Source organism: Bacteroides xylanisolvens (assembly GCF_018289135.1).
Lineage (GTDB): Bacteria > Bacteroidota > Bacteroidia > Bacteroidales > Bacteroidaceae > Bacteroides > Bacteroides xylanisolvens.
Genome location: NZ_CP072216.1, coordinates 1,238,606 through 1,257,370 on the forward strand (window position 1 = coordinate 1,238,606; position 18,765 = coordinate 1,257,370).

Consider the following 18,765-nt stretch of genomic DNA (forward strand, 5'->3'; position numbering starts at 1 on the left):
TAAAGCAACGAATGATGAAAAGATTCAATATAATTAAGACTGTAAGCGTGGCAGCTTTCACTACTACTCTGCTATTCGCTTCATGTACGGGAAACTTTGACGAATTAAACACACATCCAACAGACGTGTATCCCGAAGATATGACTCCGACGGAACGGGTCGGTACGTTGTTTGTGGCTATGACTCGCTTATTGAATGCCTGTCAGGAAAATAACAGTCAACACACTGAACAAATGGTAGGGCAGTATGGCGGGTATTTTGCAACAACTGCTCCTTGGAATGGTACTAATTTTGGAACATTCAATCCTAGTGCTGACTGGGTAGATGTTCCTTATAAAGATATGTTTACAGAGTTTTATCCGAATTTCCAGACAATAAAAGAATCTACAGGAGGTACCGGATATATTTATGCGTGGGCATCTATTCTGCGGGTCGGTGTTATGCTTCGTGTAGCTGATATTTATGGTCCTATCCCTTACTCTGAAATGGGAAAAGGAGAATTCCAAGTGGCATATGACGATGTGAAAACACTCTATCATAATATGTTTGATGATTTGACACGTAGTATCAATGTACTTTCGGCATTTGTTCAGGAAAATGAAGGAAAAGAGGTACCTGTTGCCGAATATGATATCATATATAATGGTGATTTTAGCAAATGGATCAAATACGCTAACTCTTTAAAACTTCGTATGGCCGTACGTATCGCTTCTAATACTGAAGATACAGAATATGCCAAACAAATGATGGCGGAAGCGATTGATGGCGGAGTAATAGAATCTAATGATGATAATGCCTTTTTTCCATCTATGCCATATAACCCATTTTGGATTGCTTCAGATTGGGGTGATTTAGCTATCAATGCAACACTTTCTGCATACATGAATGGATATAATGATCCACGTATCAGCAAATATATGAATACTTCGACTTCGTATAGAGAGTATCGTGGTGTACGTATGGGTATTAAAGATACAAGTAAAAGCGTTGAAGGTAGTGCTGCAAGGTACTCTAAACCAGCTGTAACAGATGCTTCTCCTATGCCAGTTTTTTATGCGGCAGAGACTTATTTCTTAAAAGCTGAAGCGGCTTTACAAGGATGGATTGCAGGTGGAACAGCGGCAGCTAAGAGTTACTATGAACAAGGTATTCAAATTTCAATGAATCAATATGGCGTAGAGATTGGTGATTATCTTTCAAGTACAGTTGTTCCTCAAGGGTATACAGATCGATGGAACTCTCAAAATAATATTTCATTTACTGATGTTCCTACTGTTGCATGGGAAAACGGAAGTAATAAACTTCAGAAGATTATTACTCAAAAATGGATTGCCAACTATCCATTGGGAATCGAAGCGTGGTGTGATTATCGCCGAACTGGTTATCCTGAATTGTTTACGGCGCGAGATAATCTAAGCTCTGTTGGTTATATCGGTGATATTGATAGTAAACGTATGGTACGTCGTTTACCATATCCTACAACGGAAAAATCTAGTAACTCAGCCAATGTAGAAGCAGCTATTGCAACTATGTTAGGTGGTCCGGACACCGGAGCTACAGATTTGTGGTGGGCGAAAAAGAATTAATTTTTAACCTGATAAAATATAGAATATGAATATAAAGCATATAAAAAATGCATTCGGATTTGCATTTGCCGCTATATTCTTCGTTGGATGTACGGATGTGGAATCTATTAATGATGTTGATTTGAATCAAACAATTAAAACTGATGAGTATTATGCTGCTTTGCGCAAGTGGAAAGAAACACCGGGACTTCCACAAGTGTTCGTTTGGTTCGACAATTGGACAGGAACTTCCCCTACCGGTGAAAATAGCTTGAGAGGTCTACCTGATTCTGTAACCATTGTTTCCAACTGGGGTGGGCATCCGAAATTTGAATTAACTTCGGAGCGAAAGGCTGATATGGAATATGTACAAAAAGTGAAAGGCACAAAGGTTGTTGTTACCTTATTTTCTCAAAATATAGGCGACGACCTTCCAGATAAAGAAATTTATCACGAAGCTGGAACCAGTAGTGATCCGGAAAAGGTGAGACCTGCAATTAAAGCCTATGCAGAGGATATTTATAAAGCTTGTCTTGAATGTGGATATGATGGTTATGACTGGGATTATGAGCCTGGTGGTGGAATGGGAGTTGGTCCGCTTTGGTCAAATAAAGTACAGAGAACTATTTTTGTCGAGGAACTTTCCTACTGGTTTGGACATGGTGCTATGGATCCTAACCGCGATCGTGGAGATCGCCCTATGCCAGAGAAACGCCTTCTTTTCTTGATTGACGGTGAGGTTGGAATCCGAACAGGTATGGATAAAGAATGGCTTTCATACTATGTAGACTATTTTGTATTGCAAGCTTATGGTGGAATGGCAGATTATAGAATGACAGGCGTGTTGCGTGATATGGATGATTGGATACAACAGGGGATTATTACTCCGGATGAAATTGTCCGTAGAACCATAGCTACCGAGAATTTTGAATCGTATGCTAATACTGGAGGAGGATTCCTGGGTATGTCAAACTACGTATATAAAAATACTTATACTGTTAATGGAAAACCTTATGAAATAGACCAGTTAATTGGTGGATGTGGTCTTTATCGTGTAGGCTTTGACTATGCACAAGGTAAGGGCGATTATGATGGTTCACCGGAATATTATTTCTTGCGTCAGGGAATTACAAACATATATAGGAATTTCTATGATCGCATGAATGCTGCCAACGAAGAATAATGATTAAACGAATTTTATAAGAATGAAAATTATGAAATATATCTATTTATCAAGTCTTATGATTGCATTGTCAGCATTCTTTCTTATAGGATGTGAGAATGCAGAATACAAGGCACAGTCAAACAGCCTTTACATAACAGATGCGGCTGGTACAAACAATGCTACTACTGTTACCATGGATGATGGTGCAGACATTAACGTTGTTGTGCGTTTAGCTCAAAAAGTTATGGAAGATGTGGAAGTGGAAATCCAGTTCTCTCCTGAATTACTGGCTGAATACAATGCAACTAGCGGTACGGAATATGAAGTCTTGCCAGCCGATATGCTTCCAAAGAATGCGACAGTGATAATTCCGGCAGGTGAAATTAGTGCTAATTATCGACTTCATGTGGATGATTTTGTGACTAATGGTATTACTTATGCCATTCCTCTTACATTAGGAAATGTTATAAAAGGTAATATTGTAAAATCAAAAGCTCAAAGTAAATTTATTTATGTATTAGCTAAGCCTTTGAATGTTTCTGTTCCTGTATTACGTGGTAATGCCGGAAATGTAACAACACTTCCTGAAACGGATTGGGGAATTACAGTAGATGCATGGACATTGGAAGCATGGGTACGTATGGATGGTTATAGTATAAATAATCAGGCTATTTTCACTTCCGGAAGTAATGATCATGAAATCTATATCCGTTTTGGAGATGCCAATAGGCCTTACAATTATCTACAGATAAAGTCTTTGGGAGGTCAAAAACAAACAGCCAGTGATTTGGAAGCAAACACTTGGTATCATTGGGCTTTCGTTTATAATGGAACAACACTTACCATTTATAGGAATGGAAAACAAGATACCTTCTTTGATCCTCCTGCACCGAAAGGTGGAAGCGTACGCTTTGATTTTATGAAAATAGTGGATAGTGGTAGCTATTTCCGTAATAATTGTGCTATGAGTCAGGTTCGCCTATGGAAAGTAGCTCGTACAGAATCGGAGATCGCAAACAATATGTATTTTGAAGTAAATCCTAAGAATCCTAATTTGATTGCCCTTTGGCCAATGGATGAAGGAGATGGCACTTCCTTTAGAGATGCTACAGGAAACGGACACAATGCAACATCTAATGGTGCGCTTCAAAGGTGGGAACATAATATCCGATTTGATAAATAAAATGTTCTAGGCTAATAAATCATTGAAAGAGGAGGATATGTCGCAGAGGCATATCCTCTTTTTTATATGTTAAAGTATCCATAATTTATTAGAACTTTATTCTCCTGAATTGTACTTCTAGTAAATGCTCATATAAACTTAAATTCTAACAAACCTTAATTCCGCAACACTATTATAAATTAAACTTTTTAAGTACCTGAGCAACAAAAAGTTGCTCAGGATTTTGCCATGTCAGAATTTTCACTTATCTTAGTGTTGCAAAAAAAACAAGAGAATCCGACGATAGACATGGCGAAGATACAAATTAAATCTGAGAGACTCACTCCTTTTGGGGGATTATTTTCAATCATGGAGCAATTTGACTCCACATTATCATCTGTAATCGACTCAACCCTCGGTCTAAGGTGTAGATCGTTCGGTTATCAGTACAGCGAAATCATCCGTTCTCTCATGAGTATCTACTTCTGTAGCGGTTCATGTATTGAGGATGTCACTACTCATTTGATGAACCACCTCTCGCTTCATCCGACACTTCGCACTTGTAGCTCTGATACTATCCTCAGGGCGATAAAGGAGTTGACGCAAGAAAACATTTCATACACATCAGATATGGGCAAGACCTACGATTTCAATACGGCTGACACTCTCAATACTTTATTGCTCAATTGTATATTTGCATCTGGCCAACTGAAAGAGGGTGAGATGTATGATGTTGATTTCGACCATCAGTTCATAGAGACAGAGAAGTATGATGCAAAGCCTACATACAAGAAGTTCCTTGGTTATCGCCCTGGCGTGGCGGTTATTGGCGATTTGATAGTCGGTATAGAGAATAGCGATGGTAACACAAATGTTCGTTTCCATCAGAAGGACACGCTGAAGAGGTTCTTTGCGAGATTTGAACAGAATGGGCTCACTATCAATCGCTTCAGAGCTGATTGTGGATCATGTTCCGAGGAAATCGTGGAGGAAATAGAAAAACACTGCAAGTCCTTCTATATCCGTGCTAACCGCTGCAGTTCGATCTACAATGACACCTTTGCTCTCAAAGGCTGGAAAACTGAGGAAATCAATGGCATTGAGTTTGAATTGAACTCTATCCTTGTTGAGAAGTGGAAAGGTAAGGCATATCGACTTGTGATTCAAAGACAGAAACGGATGGATGGTGTGCAGGATTTTTGGGAAGGAGAATACACATACCGTTGTATCCTGACTAACGACTATGATTCTTCCGTAAGAGAAATTGTCGAGTTCTATAACCTTCGTGGAGGAAAGGAACGTATCTTCGATGATATGAACAATGGTTTCGGGTGGGACAGATTGCCCAAATCCTTCATGGCAGAGAACACAGTGTTCCTTCTTCTTACAGCACTTATCCGTAACTTTTACAAGGCCATTATTCAAAGACTTGACGTAAAGAAGTTCGGGCTCAATGCAACAAGTCGCATAAAAGCGTTTGTCTTCAGGTTTATCTCTGTACCAGCCAAGTGGATCAGGACATCAAGGCGGTATGTGCTGAACATCTATACCTGTAATAATGCTTACGCAGATGTTTTCCAGACTGATTTTGGATAATGCCTACAACTTATGGGAATGATATTGTGTATTGCCTCAAGTCACATTGTGGGGTAAGGGGATATTGTAGGCAGAAGTGGGTGCTTCAAGTTCAAATTATCTGCAAATTCAGTAATGAGAGGACGTGTAAACGCAATAAGGACGTTCAAGGGCTTAGTTGCGGATTTGAGGACAAACATGAAACATTGGTTATTATCTGTTTTGCTGGTGGTATGTGGTACTGTTTCAGCACAAATAACACTCGTAAAAGATGGCAAAAGTAGTGCTCGCATCATTGTGCAGGACAAGATGCCAAATAGTAAGACGTCAGCACAATTCTTACAACGTTTTCTTACTGAAATTTCGGGAGTTGCACTTCCTATTGAAAATGATAAAACTCCTCGAAAAGGAGATATTCTCATTGGTGGTCAATCTCCGGCGGAAGTAACAGAGGACGGATTCTCTATTTCTACTCAAGACGGTATTCTAAAAATATCTGGTAAAGAAAACGGTGTTGTATATGGGGTTGTTACTTTATTGGAGCAATATTGGGGTATCGATTATTGGGGAGAGAATGAATATTCTCTTACCCCTTCAAAAACGGTGAACTTACCCTTCATTAATAAAGTCGAGAATCCGGGCTTTCGTTACCGTCAGACACAATGTTATGCTATCCATACAGACTCTATTTATAAGTGGTGGAATCGTTTAGAGGAACCGAATGAAGTGTTTGCTGCCGGTTATTGGGTGCATACTTTTGATAAGCTTCTGCCTTCATCCATTTATGGGAAAGAACATCCGGAATATTATTCTTACTTCAAAGGAAAACGCCACCCGGGAAAGGCCAGTCAGTGGTGTTTGAGTAATCCGGAGGTTTTTGAGATTGTAGCTCAACGTGTTGATTCTATTTTCAAAGCAAATCCAGATAAGCATATCATGTCTGTAAGTCAGAATGATGGTAATTATACAAATTGTACGTGTGATGCTTGTAAGGCAATTGATGATTATGAAGGAGCATTATCAGGAAGCATCATCACTTTTCTGAATAAGTTGGCTGCCCGTTTTCCGGATAAAGAGTTTTCCACATTGGCTTATCTATATACAATGAATCCTCCGAAGCGTGTGAAACCTTTGCCAAATGTGAATATTATGTTGTGTGATATTGACTGTGACCGTGAAGTAACTTTGACGGAGAATGCTTCGGGAAAAGAGTTTGTGAAAGCCATGGAAGGATGGTCTAAGATTACCAATAATATTTTCGTGTGGGATTACGGTATTAACTTTGATAATTATCTGGCTCCATTTCCTAATTTCCATATTTTACAGGACAATATCCGTCTTTTCAAAAAGAATCATGCCACCATGCATTTCTCTCAAATAGCAGGGAGCAGGGGAGGAGATTTTGCAGAACTTCGTGCTTATTTAGTGTCAAAGTTAATGTGGAATCCAGAAGTTAATGTAGACTCATTGATGCAACATTTTCTGCATGGATATTATGGTGAAGCAGCGCCATATCTTTATCAGTACATAAAGATAATGGAAGGCGCATTAATCGGTAGTGGACAGCGGTTGTGGATATATGATTCACCCGTATCACATAAGTATGGCATGCTAAAGCCTGCTTTGATGCGTCGTTATAATCATTTATTTGATTTGGCTGAAAAGGCTGTTGCAGCAGATCCCGATTTCTTAAAACGAGTTCAACGGGCACGTCTGCCAATTCAGTATTCAGAACTGGAGATTGCACGAACAGAGACAGAAAAAGATTTGGTAGATATCAATAAAAAGTTAGACCTTTTTGAGGAACGCGTGAAAGAGTTTCAAGTTCCTACATTGAATGAGCGTTCCAATTCACCGGTAGACTATTGCAAATTGTATCGTAAACGTTACATGCCGCAGAAAGAAAAAAGTTTGGCTTTGGGTGCAAAAGTTACTTATCTAATTCCTCCTACGGGAAAATATGCGGCATTAGGAAAAAAAGCATTGGTTGACGGTTTGTTTGGTGGAGCAACCTTTGTTGATAGCTGGATTGGTTGGGAAGGAACCGATGGTGCATTCGTTATAGATTTGGGCGAAGCGAAAGAGATACAAAGTGTGGAAACAGATTTTCTTCATCAAATAGGGGCCTGGATTCTTTTTCCTCTAAAGGTGGTTTATTCATACGCTGATGACGGTGAACATTATACGCATTGGAAAACGATTGATTTACCGGAAGAACGTACCGGTGAGGTAAAATTCCGTGGAGTCAAGGCTGAATCAGCCGAACCGATAAAAACTCGTTATGTAAAAGTAGAAGTCACCGGAACGAAAGAATGTCCGACTTGGCATTATGGTGTAGGCCATCCTTCGTGGTTCTTTATAGACGAAGTGATAATAAAATAAAAAAAGTAGGGGGAGACGTTAGTAGTTTCCCCCTTTTAGTTGTATTATATATAGATGGGTCAGAAAAATGTTTTTTTTCATCTATATACTATGATTTATGCAACAGAATAAAACTGCTTCTCAACGAAAAACTATTAACCCGGCTTGCTGGGTACCTACTGCTTATTTTGCAATGGGACTTCCCTTTATTGCTATTAATCTGGTTTCTGTTTTCATGTTTAAGGATCTTGGAATTTCGGATACGCAAATTGCATTCTGGACTTCTCTGATTATGATGCCTTGGACACTGAAATTTTTGTGGAGTCCTTTTCTTGAAATGTATCGGACGAAAAAATTCTTCGTATTGATTACAGAATTATTGAGTGGTGTATTGTTTGGAGTAGTAGCCTTTTCTTTGTTTTTTGATTACTTTTTCGCTATAAGTATCTCTACGATGGCAGTGATTGCCTTTAGTGGAGCAACGCACGATATTGCTTGTGATGGTGTATATATGGCTGAATTGAACAAGGAAGATCAGGCAAAATATATCGGAGTTCAAGGGGCTTTTTATAATGTAGCCAAATTGGTTGCTAATGGAGGATTAGTTGCTATGGCAGGAGCATTGGCAGAGCACTTCGGAGCAATAGAAGGTGCTTCGATAGATGTTAACAAAGGAGCGTATTCATCTGCATGGATGATTATTTTCGGCGTAATTGCGGCAATAATGGTACTGATCGGTATTTATCATATAAAAATGTTACCTTCTACACAGGTTCCGTCAACAACAAAGAAAACTGCATCGGAGGTTGGACACGAATTGGTAGCAGTAATTGCTAACTTCTTTACTAAAAAGCATATTCTTTATTACATCTGTTTTATTATTTTATATCGTTTGGCAGAAGGCTTTATCATGAAAATAGCTCCGCTGTTTTTACGTGCTTCAAGGGATGTAGGCGGCTTAGGACTGTCGTTAACAGAGATCGGCACGCTAAATGGTATCTTTGGTTCCGCTGCTTTCGTTTTAGGCTCATTGTTGGCAGGTATTTATGTTTCTAAGTTCGGATTGAAAAAGACACTATTTACTCTCTGCTGTATTTTTAATCTTCCGTTTGTAGCCTATACTTTTTTGGCAGTTGCACAGCCTACTAATGTATATCTGATCGGAACTTGTATAACAATGGAATATTTTGGTTATGGCTTTGGTTTTGTCGGACTGACGTTGTTTATGATGCAACAGATTGCTCCAGGCAAACATCAAATGTCACATTACGCATTTGCTTCAGGAATCATGAATCTGGGAGTGATGCTTCCGGGAATGGTTAGTGGTTATCTTAGTGACTTATTAGGATATCGTAATTTCTTTATCTATGTGTTAATTGCAACTATTCCAGCTTTTCTGATTACTTATTTCATACCTTTCACGTATGATGACTCAAAAAATAAATAATATAAAATCAACGATTATGAATAAAATTCAAATTCCTTGGGAAGATCGTCCTGTCGGATGTACGGACGTTATGTGGCGTTACTCACAAAATCCAGTTATCGGACGTTATCATATTCCTTCATCTAATAGTATTTTCAATAGTGCTGTTGTTCCTTTTGAGGATGGTTTTGCAGGCGTATTCCGTTGTGATAACAAAGCTGTACAGATGAATATCTTTGCAGGTTTTAGTAAGGACGGAATTCATTGGGATATCAATCATGAACCTATTCAGTTTAAAGCAGGTAACACGGAAATGATTGAGTCGGAATATAAATACGACCCTCGTGTTACATGGATTGAAGACCGTTATTGGGTGACTTGGTGTAATGGCTATCATGGCCCTACGATTGGTATTGCCTATACTTTTGACTTTAAGGAGTTTTTCCAGTGCGAAAATGCTTTCTTGCCTTTCAATCGTAATGGTGTACTTTTCCCGCAGAAGATCGATGGCAAGTATGCGATGTTGAGTCGTCCCAGTGATAATGGACATACTCCGTTTGGCGATATATACATCAGCTATAGTCCGGATATGAAATATTGGGGTGAACACCGTTGTGTAATGAAAGTGACTCCTTTCCCGGAAAGCGCTTGGCAGTGTACGAAGATTGGTGCAGGTTCAGTTCCTTTCCTTACAGATGAAGGCTGGTTGCTGTTCTATCATGGTGTAATCACTACTTGTAATGGTTTCCGTTACGCTATGGGAGCTGCCATATTGGATAAAGATCATCCGGAAAAAGTTCTTTACCGTACACGTGAATATCTGCTTGGTCCGGCTGCTCCTTACGAACTTCAAGGTGACGTTCCTAATGTCGTATTCCCCTGTGCTGCTTTGCAAGATGGTGAACGTGTTGCTGTTTATTATGGTGCGGCAGATACTGTGGTAGGTATGGCCTTCGGATATATAAAAGAGATTATTGATTTTACGAAACGAACGAGTATCATTTAATAAAGATATGAAACGTATTATATTAACTTACACACTTGCTTTTTCCCTTCTTTCCGCCTATGCGGGGGAAGGGGGGAGCCCTCCCCTTAAAAATACGGATAAAAGTCTTTTGATAGATTATGTGGATCCTTTTATCGGAACTACAAATTTCGGAACGACCAATCCGGGAGCGATTTGCCCCAATGGTATGATGTCTGTGGTTCCTTTCAATGTGATGGGATCTTCCGAAAACACATACGATAAAGATGCCCGATGGTGGTCTACGCCTTATGAATATACAAATTGTTTCTTTACCGGATATGCTCATGTGAATTTGAGTGGAGTCGGTTGTCCGGAATTAGGTTCTTTATTATTGATGCCTACTACCGGAGAACTGAATGTGGATTATAAAGAATATGGTAGTAAGTATAAGGATGAACAGGCCTCACCGGGCTATTATTCTAATTATCTGACTAAATATAATGTAAAAACAGAAGTTTCGGCTACTCCGCGTAGCGGTATTGCCCGGTTTACTTTCCCAAAAGGGAAAAGCCACATCCTGCTGAATCTGGGTGAGGGGTTAACGAATGAGAGTGGCGCTATGCTTCGTCGTGTAAGCGATAGCGAAGTGGAAGGAGTCAAACTACTTGGTACATTTTGTTATAATCCTCAAGCTGTATTCCCCATTTACTTTGTATTGCGGGTTAAGAAGAATCCTTCTGCAACAGGGTATTGGAAGAAACAACGTCCGATGATGGGGGTTGAGGCTGAATGGGATAAGGATCAGGGAAAGTATAAACTTTATACTCGCTACGGAAAAGAAATAGCAGGAGATGACATTGGTACTTATTTCTCCTTCGATACAGAAGAAGGTGAACAAGTAGAAGTACAAATGGGAGTTTCTTTTGTAAGCATAGAAAATGCCCGTTTGAATCTGGATCGTGAACAGGCTGGAAAGGATTTTGAGAAGATTCATGCGGAAGCACGTTCCAAATGGAATCATGACTTGTCACGCATAACAGTGGAAGGTGGTACAGATGCCCAAAAGACTGTGTTTTATACAGCGCTTTATCATTTGCTGATTCATCCTAATATTTTGCAGGATGTAAACGGAGAATATCCGGCAATGGAAAGTGATAAGATCCTGACAACCAAAGGTGATCGCTATACCGTATTTTCTCTTTGGGATACCTACCGCAATGTTCATCAATTGCTGACCTTGGTTTATCCGGAACGTCAGATGGAAATGGTGCGCACAATGCTTGATATGTATCGTGAACATGGATGGTTGCCTAAGTGGGAATTATATGGCAGAGAAACATTGACAATGGAAGGTGATCCGAGTATTCCGGTAATTGTAGATACCTGGATGAAAGGTTTGCGTGACTTTGATGTTGATTTGGCTTATGAGGCAATGTACAAATCTGCTACGTTACCGGGGGCGGAAAACTTGATGCGTCCTGATAATGATGATTATATGTCTAAAGGATATGTACCCCTTCGTGAACAGTATGACAATTCCGTCTCTCATGCATTGGAATATTATATTGCCGATTTTGCATTGTCTCGTTTTGCAGCTGCTTTAGGTAAAAAGAAAGATGCAGAGATGTTCTATAAACGTTCTTTAGGATACAAACATTATTATAGTAAAGAATTTGGTACTTTCCGTCCGATTCTCCCCGATGGAACGTTTTATAGCCCGTTTAATCCGAGACAAGGAGAGAACTTTGAACCGAATCCCGGTTTCCATGAAGGTAGTTCCTGGAATTATACGTTCTATGTACCACATGATGTATATGGCTTGGCGAAATTAATGGGGGGAAAGAAACCTTTTATCGATAAACTACAAATGGTTTTTGACGAAGGACTTTACGACCCGGCAAATGAACCGGATATTGCTTATGCTCATTTATTCTCATACTTTAAAGGTGAAGAATGGCGTACGCAGAAAGAGACGCAGCGTTTATTAGATAAGTACTTTACAACAAAACCTGATGGTATTCCAGGAAATGATGATACGGGAACGATGTCTTCCTGGGCTATTTTCAATATGATCGGTTTTTATCCGGATTGTCCCGGACTGCCCGAATATACATTGACGACTCCGGTCTTTAATAAGGTAACGATCCGGTTAGATCCGAAATGGTATAAAGAAAACGAATTGGTGATTGAAACCAATCGTACTCAACCAGGAGTTTTATATATTAATAAGGTACTATTGAATGGCAAGAAGTTCAATAAATATCATATCACACATGATGAACTTGTTCACGGCAAATATTTAAAGTTTGATTTGAAATAACACACAGTGTTTCATAGGTATCGTTTTTGGGTTGACAGGGCTGTCGGACTTCTAATAGTCCGGCAGCCCATTTTTTTACATTTACTTCTGTTATTACTTCTTCGAAAATAGTGACGGTATATGCCCGGGATAGTGACGGTATCGGACCAAGATAGCGTCACTATTTGTCTTGGATACCGTCACTATCTTACTTTTATTAAATTATACTCCGTAGTATTTTTAGTTATTCTCTGTTTTATAGGTGATTACAAAAATCTATTCCATACGTCTACTATGTAAATCGTATGCAATAAAATAAAAAATGAGAAGAAATTTATTTAAACATATCCTTTGGATATTGATACTTGCAGAGTGTTTTCCTCTATTGGCAATTGCCGGATCGCAGCAAAAGGAACAACGTTATAAAATAGCCGTATGTGACTGGATGATTCTGAAACGTCAGAAAATCGGTTCATTCCAATTGGTACATGAATTGAATGGTGACGGTGTAGAATTGGATATGGGTGGCCTTGGCAAGAGGGAAATGTTTGATAATAAATTGCGCGAGCCCCATTTCCAGCAATTATTTCGTGAAACTGCTCAAAAATATCAATTAGAAGTTTCTTCTATTGCTATGTCCGGTTTCTATGGACAGTCTTTTCTGGAGCGGGCTAACTATGAAGATTTAGTTCAGGATTGCCTTTGTGCCATGAAAGTGATGAATGCCAAAGTAGCCTTTCTTCCTTTGGGAGGAATCAAAGCCGGATGGGAAAAGATTCCGGCACTACGGACAGAAGTTGTAAAACGCTTGAAGGAGATAGGAGATATGGCTGCTTCTGAAGGAGTGGTGATTGGTATTGAAACTCAATTGGATGCAAAAGGAGATGTGAAACTACTGAAAGAAATTAATTCTCCCGGAATCAAGATCTATTTTAAATTTCAAAATGCATTGGAGAATGGAAGGGATTTGTGCAAGGAGTTGAAGATTCTGGGGAAAAAGAGGATTTGCCAGATTCACTGTACGGACACAGATGGAGTGACTTTACCTTATAATGAACGATTGGATATGAATAAGGTGAAAAGGACACTGGATAAGATGGGATGGAGTGGATGGCTGGTGGTAGAACGTTCGCGTGACAAGAATGACGTGCGGAACGTGAAAAAGAATTATGGTACGAATATTAAGTATTTGAAAGAAGTGTTTCAACAGAGATAGGAGGATATTATGATATAGTTAATATTACAAAGAGAGAGAAAAAAGTGCAAAATCTATTTTTTTATTCTTTTAAGTGATTACATATTTTTTGATTGCACGTCTTTCCTTAAAAGAACTTTTAGATTTTGAAGATATAATGTATTATTTTTGTTTAAATTAAAATTTAATCTATGAAGAGTAAGATGAAGATTAAAATGAAAGTTGTCGGGAGCATAGCTTGTTTATCGATGATTTTATTTATGGGCTCTTGCGCTGGAGATGGTTTTGATGAAGAAACCTTCTCCGGTGGCGTGACGAATACGCAATTGGATTCGCCGAAAGCATCGGATGTGGCTTTTGAAAAACTGGCTACAACTGAAAATAATGTAAAAGTTACTTGGTCTGTTGTTATGGGGGCAGGTGGTTATAAATTTTCTATGTACATTGTAGATGACCCTGATCATCCTGTAGCTGTAGTGAAGGACAGTATTGTAGACGGGACGGCTGTAGTATGTCCTTGGGTAGAAGATACGAACTATAAGGTTGAGATTGCAGCATTGGGGAATGAAAAGTTGAATAATACAGCTTCCGTTTCCGCCACTGAAATCAGTTGGTCTACACTTGTTGCCGCAACGCTTGTTCCTAATGGTACAGACTTGACTACATATTTTGCTGAACATCCGGTGACTACGGGAAAAGATACAGAAGTTGCTTTCGAACTGGAAGCAGGAGGGACGTATTATATTTCAGGAGATTTGAACTTTGGCGTAAATAATGTACAGTTGCGCGGAAATAAAACACGCGGGAATGCGAATGTGAAATTCACTGCTCCGGCTTCTATTATTACTTGTGGTGGAGGATTAGCCTTGAAGTTTATCAACTTTGATTGTGATGTAGTGACAGATGGGGCTTTTTTAAAGTTTGGTGATGTTCCGGAAGAGATATTGGATACAAAGAGAACCGATCATGGAAAAGTAACTAATCCTATGGTTATTCAATCTTGCAATATCAAGGCTGTTAGAAAATACTTAGTTCACATTAACGGAAAGAAGTATGGTATTCAAAATTTTGCAATCAGAAATTGTGTAATAGATTGCTATCAAGCTGCTGACCTGATAAACTTTAACTCTAGCAGTTCGATTGTGAAAGACTTCGAAATAAGTAACTCTACGATTTATAGTCATAACCAAAACGGTTCTCGTTTTTTACGTTATGGAGGTGGACAAACAACCAGTTATGATGGTTGGTCAAGAGGATCGATGACATTTATAAGCAATACATTCTATAATCTCTCCTATTCCGGACAGAGTTTTAATGGCAATGGTTGGTCACAGACACATAATGAGGTAATTTCAAAGAACAATTTGTTTATTGACTCATTTTCGGGAAATTTCAATCGTCGTATAAGAATGCAGGGTACAAAGGTAGCTGCAACTTTTGAAAATAACTGTTATTGGTACAATGGCGCATTGCCACTGGATGAGACTTCAAATCGTGCGGATGGTGATAAGAGCAATTCTGCTTATGGCGTGGATCCGGGATTCGCTGATGCTGCAAACGGTGATTTTACTCCGAGTGCTCCCGAAGTATTTGCTCATGGTAGTGGCGACCCGCGTTGGTTAAATTAAAAAGATAATAAATCTAGAATACGATAAAGATGAAACATAAGAATATATATAGAATCAGTATCAGCCTGCTTCTAGCTTTTGTGATGGCTTTGCCGACAATAGCACAGAATACTAAAACATTCAAAGGAGTTGTGCTGGATGAGACCGAGCAACCTATTATTGGAGCTGCCATAAAGGTTGTAGGAACAACAGTGGGAACAATAACGGATTTAGATGGAAATTTCACATTGAATGTTCCTGATGGTAAGGAAGTGGAAATCTCTTATATAGGATATGTACCACAACGTTTTTCTGCTCCATTCAAATTGACAAAGATCATCTTGAAGGAAGATACGCAGCAATTGGATGAAGTTGTAGTTGTGGGTTATGGTACGCAGAAGAAAGCGCATTTGACTGGTGCTATCGCCACTGTTCCCGTTGATGATATTCAGGATATTTCAAGTGGAAGTTTGGCCAGTACATTGAGCGGTTTGGCAAATGGTATCTCTGTAAACGGAGGTGATACTCGTCCGGGACAAAACGCTACGATTACTATTCGTCAGAATGGTGAGTTGGAAGAAATGGGAGGTACCAACCTGCAGCCATTGTATGTTATTGATGGTTACATTTATCCTACGGAAGTAAAAGTGGGAAGTACTTATACTAATTTGGGTGCGGAAGCGTTTAACAACTTAGATCCATCAGTTGTGGAAAGTATTTCTATCTTGAAGGATGCTTCTGCAGCAGTTTACGGTGCTCGTGCAGCAAATGGTGTTATTCTGGTAACCACAAAAAAGGGAAAGTTAGGTGCGCCTAAAATTTCATATAATGGAACATTTGGTATTACAGATGAAGTATCTCGTCCTAAGATGTTGAATGCGTATGAGTATGGCAAGTTATGGAATGCAGTACGTATGGCTGACCCGACGGAGACAAGTATTGATCCGTTAAGAGCTATTTTTCAGCAGGATGAGTTGAATGCCATGAAAAGTTTGCACTATGATTTACTGGATAAATATTGGGAATCCGCATTGACGCAGCAGCATAGTGTAAACCTGAGCGGTGCTACTGAAAAAGCCAGTTATTTTGCCGGAATTTCTTATTTTGATCAGGATGGTAACTTAGGTAAGCTGGATTACAATCGTTGGAATTACCGTGCTGGTGTAGATGTGAAAATCAGCAAGTGGATAAAAGCGAATGTACAGGTCTCCGGTGATTATGGAAAGAAAAATACTCCTCTGAATCAGGTCGGAGGTTCGTCTGCAGAGAAAGATTACAATACGCTGTTGACACATCCTTATTATATTCCCGAATATGTGGGTGAATATGCGGTAGCTGCTTACGGTCCTACTAATTCATCGGTAAGTAATATTCAGAATTACAATTTCAATGTACTTCAGAATAATGGCGACTATAAACGAAACATGACATCAAACATGAATATTAATGCCGGGTTGGAATACGATTTCGGATGGAATAAATGGTTGAAAGGACTGAAATTGAAGTTTACTTATTCGAAGAGTGTCAATACGAATAAGACAAATGATTATGGTACTTCTTATAATCTTTATTATTTGGAGACTCGTTCTGGTAGTGGAGAACATTTGTATACTCCAATTGAAGGAGCGGATAACAGTGCATTTGAAAATACTAGTTTTTATTTGGCAAATAGTGGAAAACCGGTGGTTAACTCCAGTACAAGTGATATTACTGGATATTTGTCTCGTTCCATGACTCGTTCGGATAACTATCAGATGAACTTTACTGCAGCATATAATAGGGATTTCGGACTACATTCTGTAGGAGGTTTATTCTCCATTGAAAAGTCTGAATCAGAAACAGAATATTTGTACGGTATGGTTACTAACCCATACGAATTTACGACAGGACAATCTAATTCGGTAGACTGGAATAGTACTCCTAGTACAGAATTCACTCGTTTTGAGTCGGGTAATTTATCTTATATCGGTCGTTTGAATTATTCTTATGATAACAAATATTTACTGGAGTTCCTGCTTCGTTCGGATTCTTCCACCAAGTTTGCTCCTGAAAATTATTGGGGATTTTTCCCGTCAGTATCTGCTGGTTGGGTGGTTTCACAAGAAGAATGGTTTACTAAGAACGTTACATGGATTGATTACTTAAAGTTGCGTGCATCTTTTGGTTTGACCGGTCGTGATAATACAACAGCATGGCAATGGTTGCAGACTTACGGAACAGATAAGGATAAAGGGCCAGTATTTGGCACTAGTACAGAGGCCAATGCCGGTAGTCACCTCACAATGAATAAAAACAATGCAGCAATCAATCGGGATGCTCATTGGGATAAATCTTATAAAGGTAATTTGGGGCTTGATTTCAATGTTCTCGATAATCGTTTATCATTCAATATTGACGCTTACTATGAATGGAACCGTGAGATGTTGCTTAGTTATAATGCCTCTGTTCCATCTACAGTGGGAGCTAATTCTGCGAAAGTGAATTATGGAGAATTGAATACTTATGGTGTCGAACTGTCTGCTACATGGAGAGACAAGATAGGTAAGGATTTTAAGTATAAAATTCAGTTGAACACCGGGTATAGTGATAATGAGATTTTGGTAAGAGACTGGGATCAGAAGCCTACTTATAAGAGCTATAAGAAGGGTGACCGTTTGGATCAAGGCACCTGGGGTATGCAGTGTATCGGTATGTTCCGCAGCTATCAGGATATTGACGAGTATTTTGCCAAGTACAATATCACTTCCTATATGGGTAACGTTAAAGAAGATGTAAAACCGGGTATGTTGATTTATAAAGACGTGCGTGGAGCCAGACAAGATGATGGTACATACGCCGGACCGGATGGGGTGGTTAGCTCTGAAGATGACCAGGTGCGGTTGTCCAACCGAAGCAATCCTTACAGTATGACAATGAACCTGAACGCAGAATGGAAGGGGCTTTCTTTGACAGCTCAGTTTAATGCGAGCTGGGGTGGTTATAGTTTCTTGCCTGATGATGCAATTTCTTTAGGAAACCAAGGAACATCGGCAAATAAGTATAATGATTTGGAATATGCAAATATGTCTTCGTTCTGGACTACAGACAATATGTTTGTGTATAACGATGTAGTAGATGCAGCAGGTAATGTAGTGGTGAAAGCCAATCGCAATGGTAAATATCCGAACTTGAGATGGGGCAGCGTGAATGCAGTAACTTCTTCTTTCTGGAGAGTAAGCGGAACACGTGTCAAACTGAATCGCGTTACATTAGCTTACCGTATACCGTCAAAATATACAAAAATGATAGGTATCGAAAGTTGCCGTTTCAACATTACAGGACAGAATCTATTAAGTTTCTATAATCCTTATCCGGATAATTTTATTGATCCGATGACTACTTATGGAAATTATCCTACACTGCGTAAATTCACGATTGGTGTCAATTTAACATTCTAAAAGAAC

At 39.2% G+C, this 18,765-nt stretch carries 11 protein-coding genes; all 11 read left to right on the forward strand.

The genetic code is table 11. The features are described from left to right. Positions 1-11: 11 nt before the first annotated feature. The 11 genes from INE92_RS05255 (at position 12) to INE92_RS05305 (ending at position 18,759) form a co-directional block, all read left to right on the forward strand. The gene (locus INE92_RS05255) at positions 12-1,586 is read left to right on the forward strand and encodes a SusD/RagB family nutrient-binding outer membrane lipoprotein (RefSeq protein WP_015531208.1); all 1,575 of its coding nucleotides are present in this window, start codon (positions 12-14) and stop codon (positions 1,584-1,586) included. A gap of 25 nt (positions 1,587-1,611) precedes the next feature. Beyond that, positions 1,612-2,748, forward strand: coding sequence for a glycoside hydrolase family 18 (locus INE92_RS05260; protein ID WP_134993051.1), 1,137 nt, complete (start codon positions 1,612-1,614; stop codon positions 2,746-2,748). 31 nt (positions 2,749-2,779) lie between these two features. Next, positions 2,780-3,913 carry a DUF1735 and LamG domain-containing protein gene (locus INE92_RS05265; protein ID WP_008022210.1) on the forward strand — a complete coding sequence of 378 codons (1,134 nt, stop codon included), beginning with the start codon at positions 2,780-2,782 and terminating at the stop codon, positions 3,911-3,913. A 288-nt stretch (positions 3,914-4,201) separates the two neighbouring features. After that, positions 4,202-5,488, forward strand: coding sequence for an IS1380-like element ISBf12 family transposase (locus INE92_RS05270; RefSeq protein ID WP_009040242.1), 1,287 nt, complete (start codon positions 4,202-4,204; stop codon positions 5,486-5,488). A gap of 177 nt (positions 5,489-5,665) precedes the next feature. Then, positions 5,666-7,849: a DUF4838 domain-containing protein gene (locus INE92_RS05275; protein ID WP_195435706.1), complete on the forward strand. Its 2,184-nt coding sequence runs from the start codon at positions 5,666-5,668 to the stop codon at positions 7,847-7,849. 97 nt (positions 7,850-7,946) lie between these two features. After that, on the forward strand, positions 7,947-9,275 hold the full coding sequence (locus tag INE92_RS05280) for an MFS transporter (protein WP_009039639.1): 1,329 nt from the start codon (positions 7,947-7,949) through the stop codon (positions 9,273-9,275). Positions 9,276-9,291: 16 nt separating this feature from the next. Beyond that, positions 9,292-10,260, forward strand: a complete 969-nt coding sequence (locus INE92_RS05285) for a 1,4-beta-mannosyl-N-acetylglucosamine phosphorylase (RefSeq protein ID WP_004306232.1) — start codon at positions 9,292-9,294, stop codon at positions 10,258-10,260. 7 nt (positions 10,261-10,267) lie between these two features. Further along, the gene (locus INE92_RS05290) at positions 10,268-12,541 is read left to right on the forward strand and encodes a GH92 family glycosyl hydrolase (protein ID WP_004313672.1); all 2,274 of its coding nucleotides are present in this window, start codon (positions 10,268-10,270) and stop codon (positions 12,539-12,541) included. Positions 12,542-12,842: 301 nt separating this feature from the next. Continuing rightward, a complete protein-coding gene (locus tag INE92_RS05295) occupies positions 12,843-13,736 on the forward strand; it encodes a sugar phosphate isomerase/epimerase family protein (RefSeq protein WP_212701979.1) in 894 nt (297 codons plus the stop codon). A gap of 170 nt (positions 13,737-13,906) precedes the next feature. Further along, entirely contained in the window at positions 13,907-15,343 is a 1,437-nt protein-coding gene (locus INE92_RS05300) for a DUF4992 family lipoprotein (RefSeq protein WP_008640536.1), read from the forward strand. A 29-nt stretch (positions 15,344-15,372) separates the two neighbouring features. Further along, positions 15,373-18,759, forward strand: coding sequence for a SusC/RagA family TonB-linked outer membrane protein (locus INE92_RS05305; RefSeq protein WP_195435702.1), 3,387 nt, complete (start codon positions 15,373-15,375; stop codon positions 18,757-18,759). The last annotated feature ends 6 nt before the right edge of the window (positions 18,760-18,765 follow it).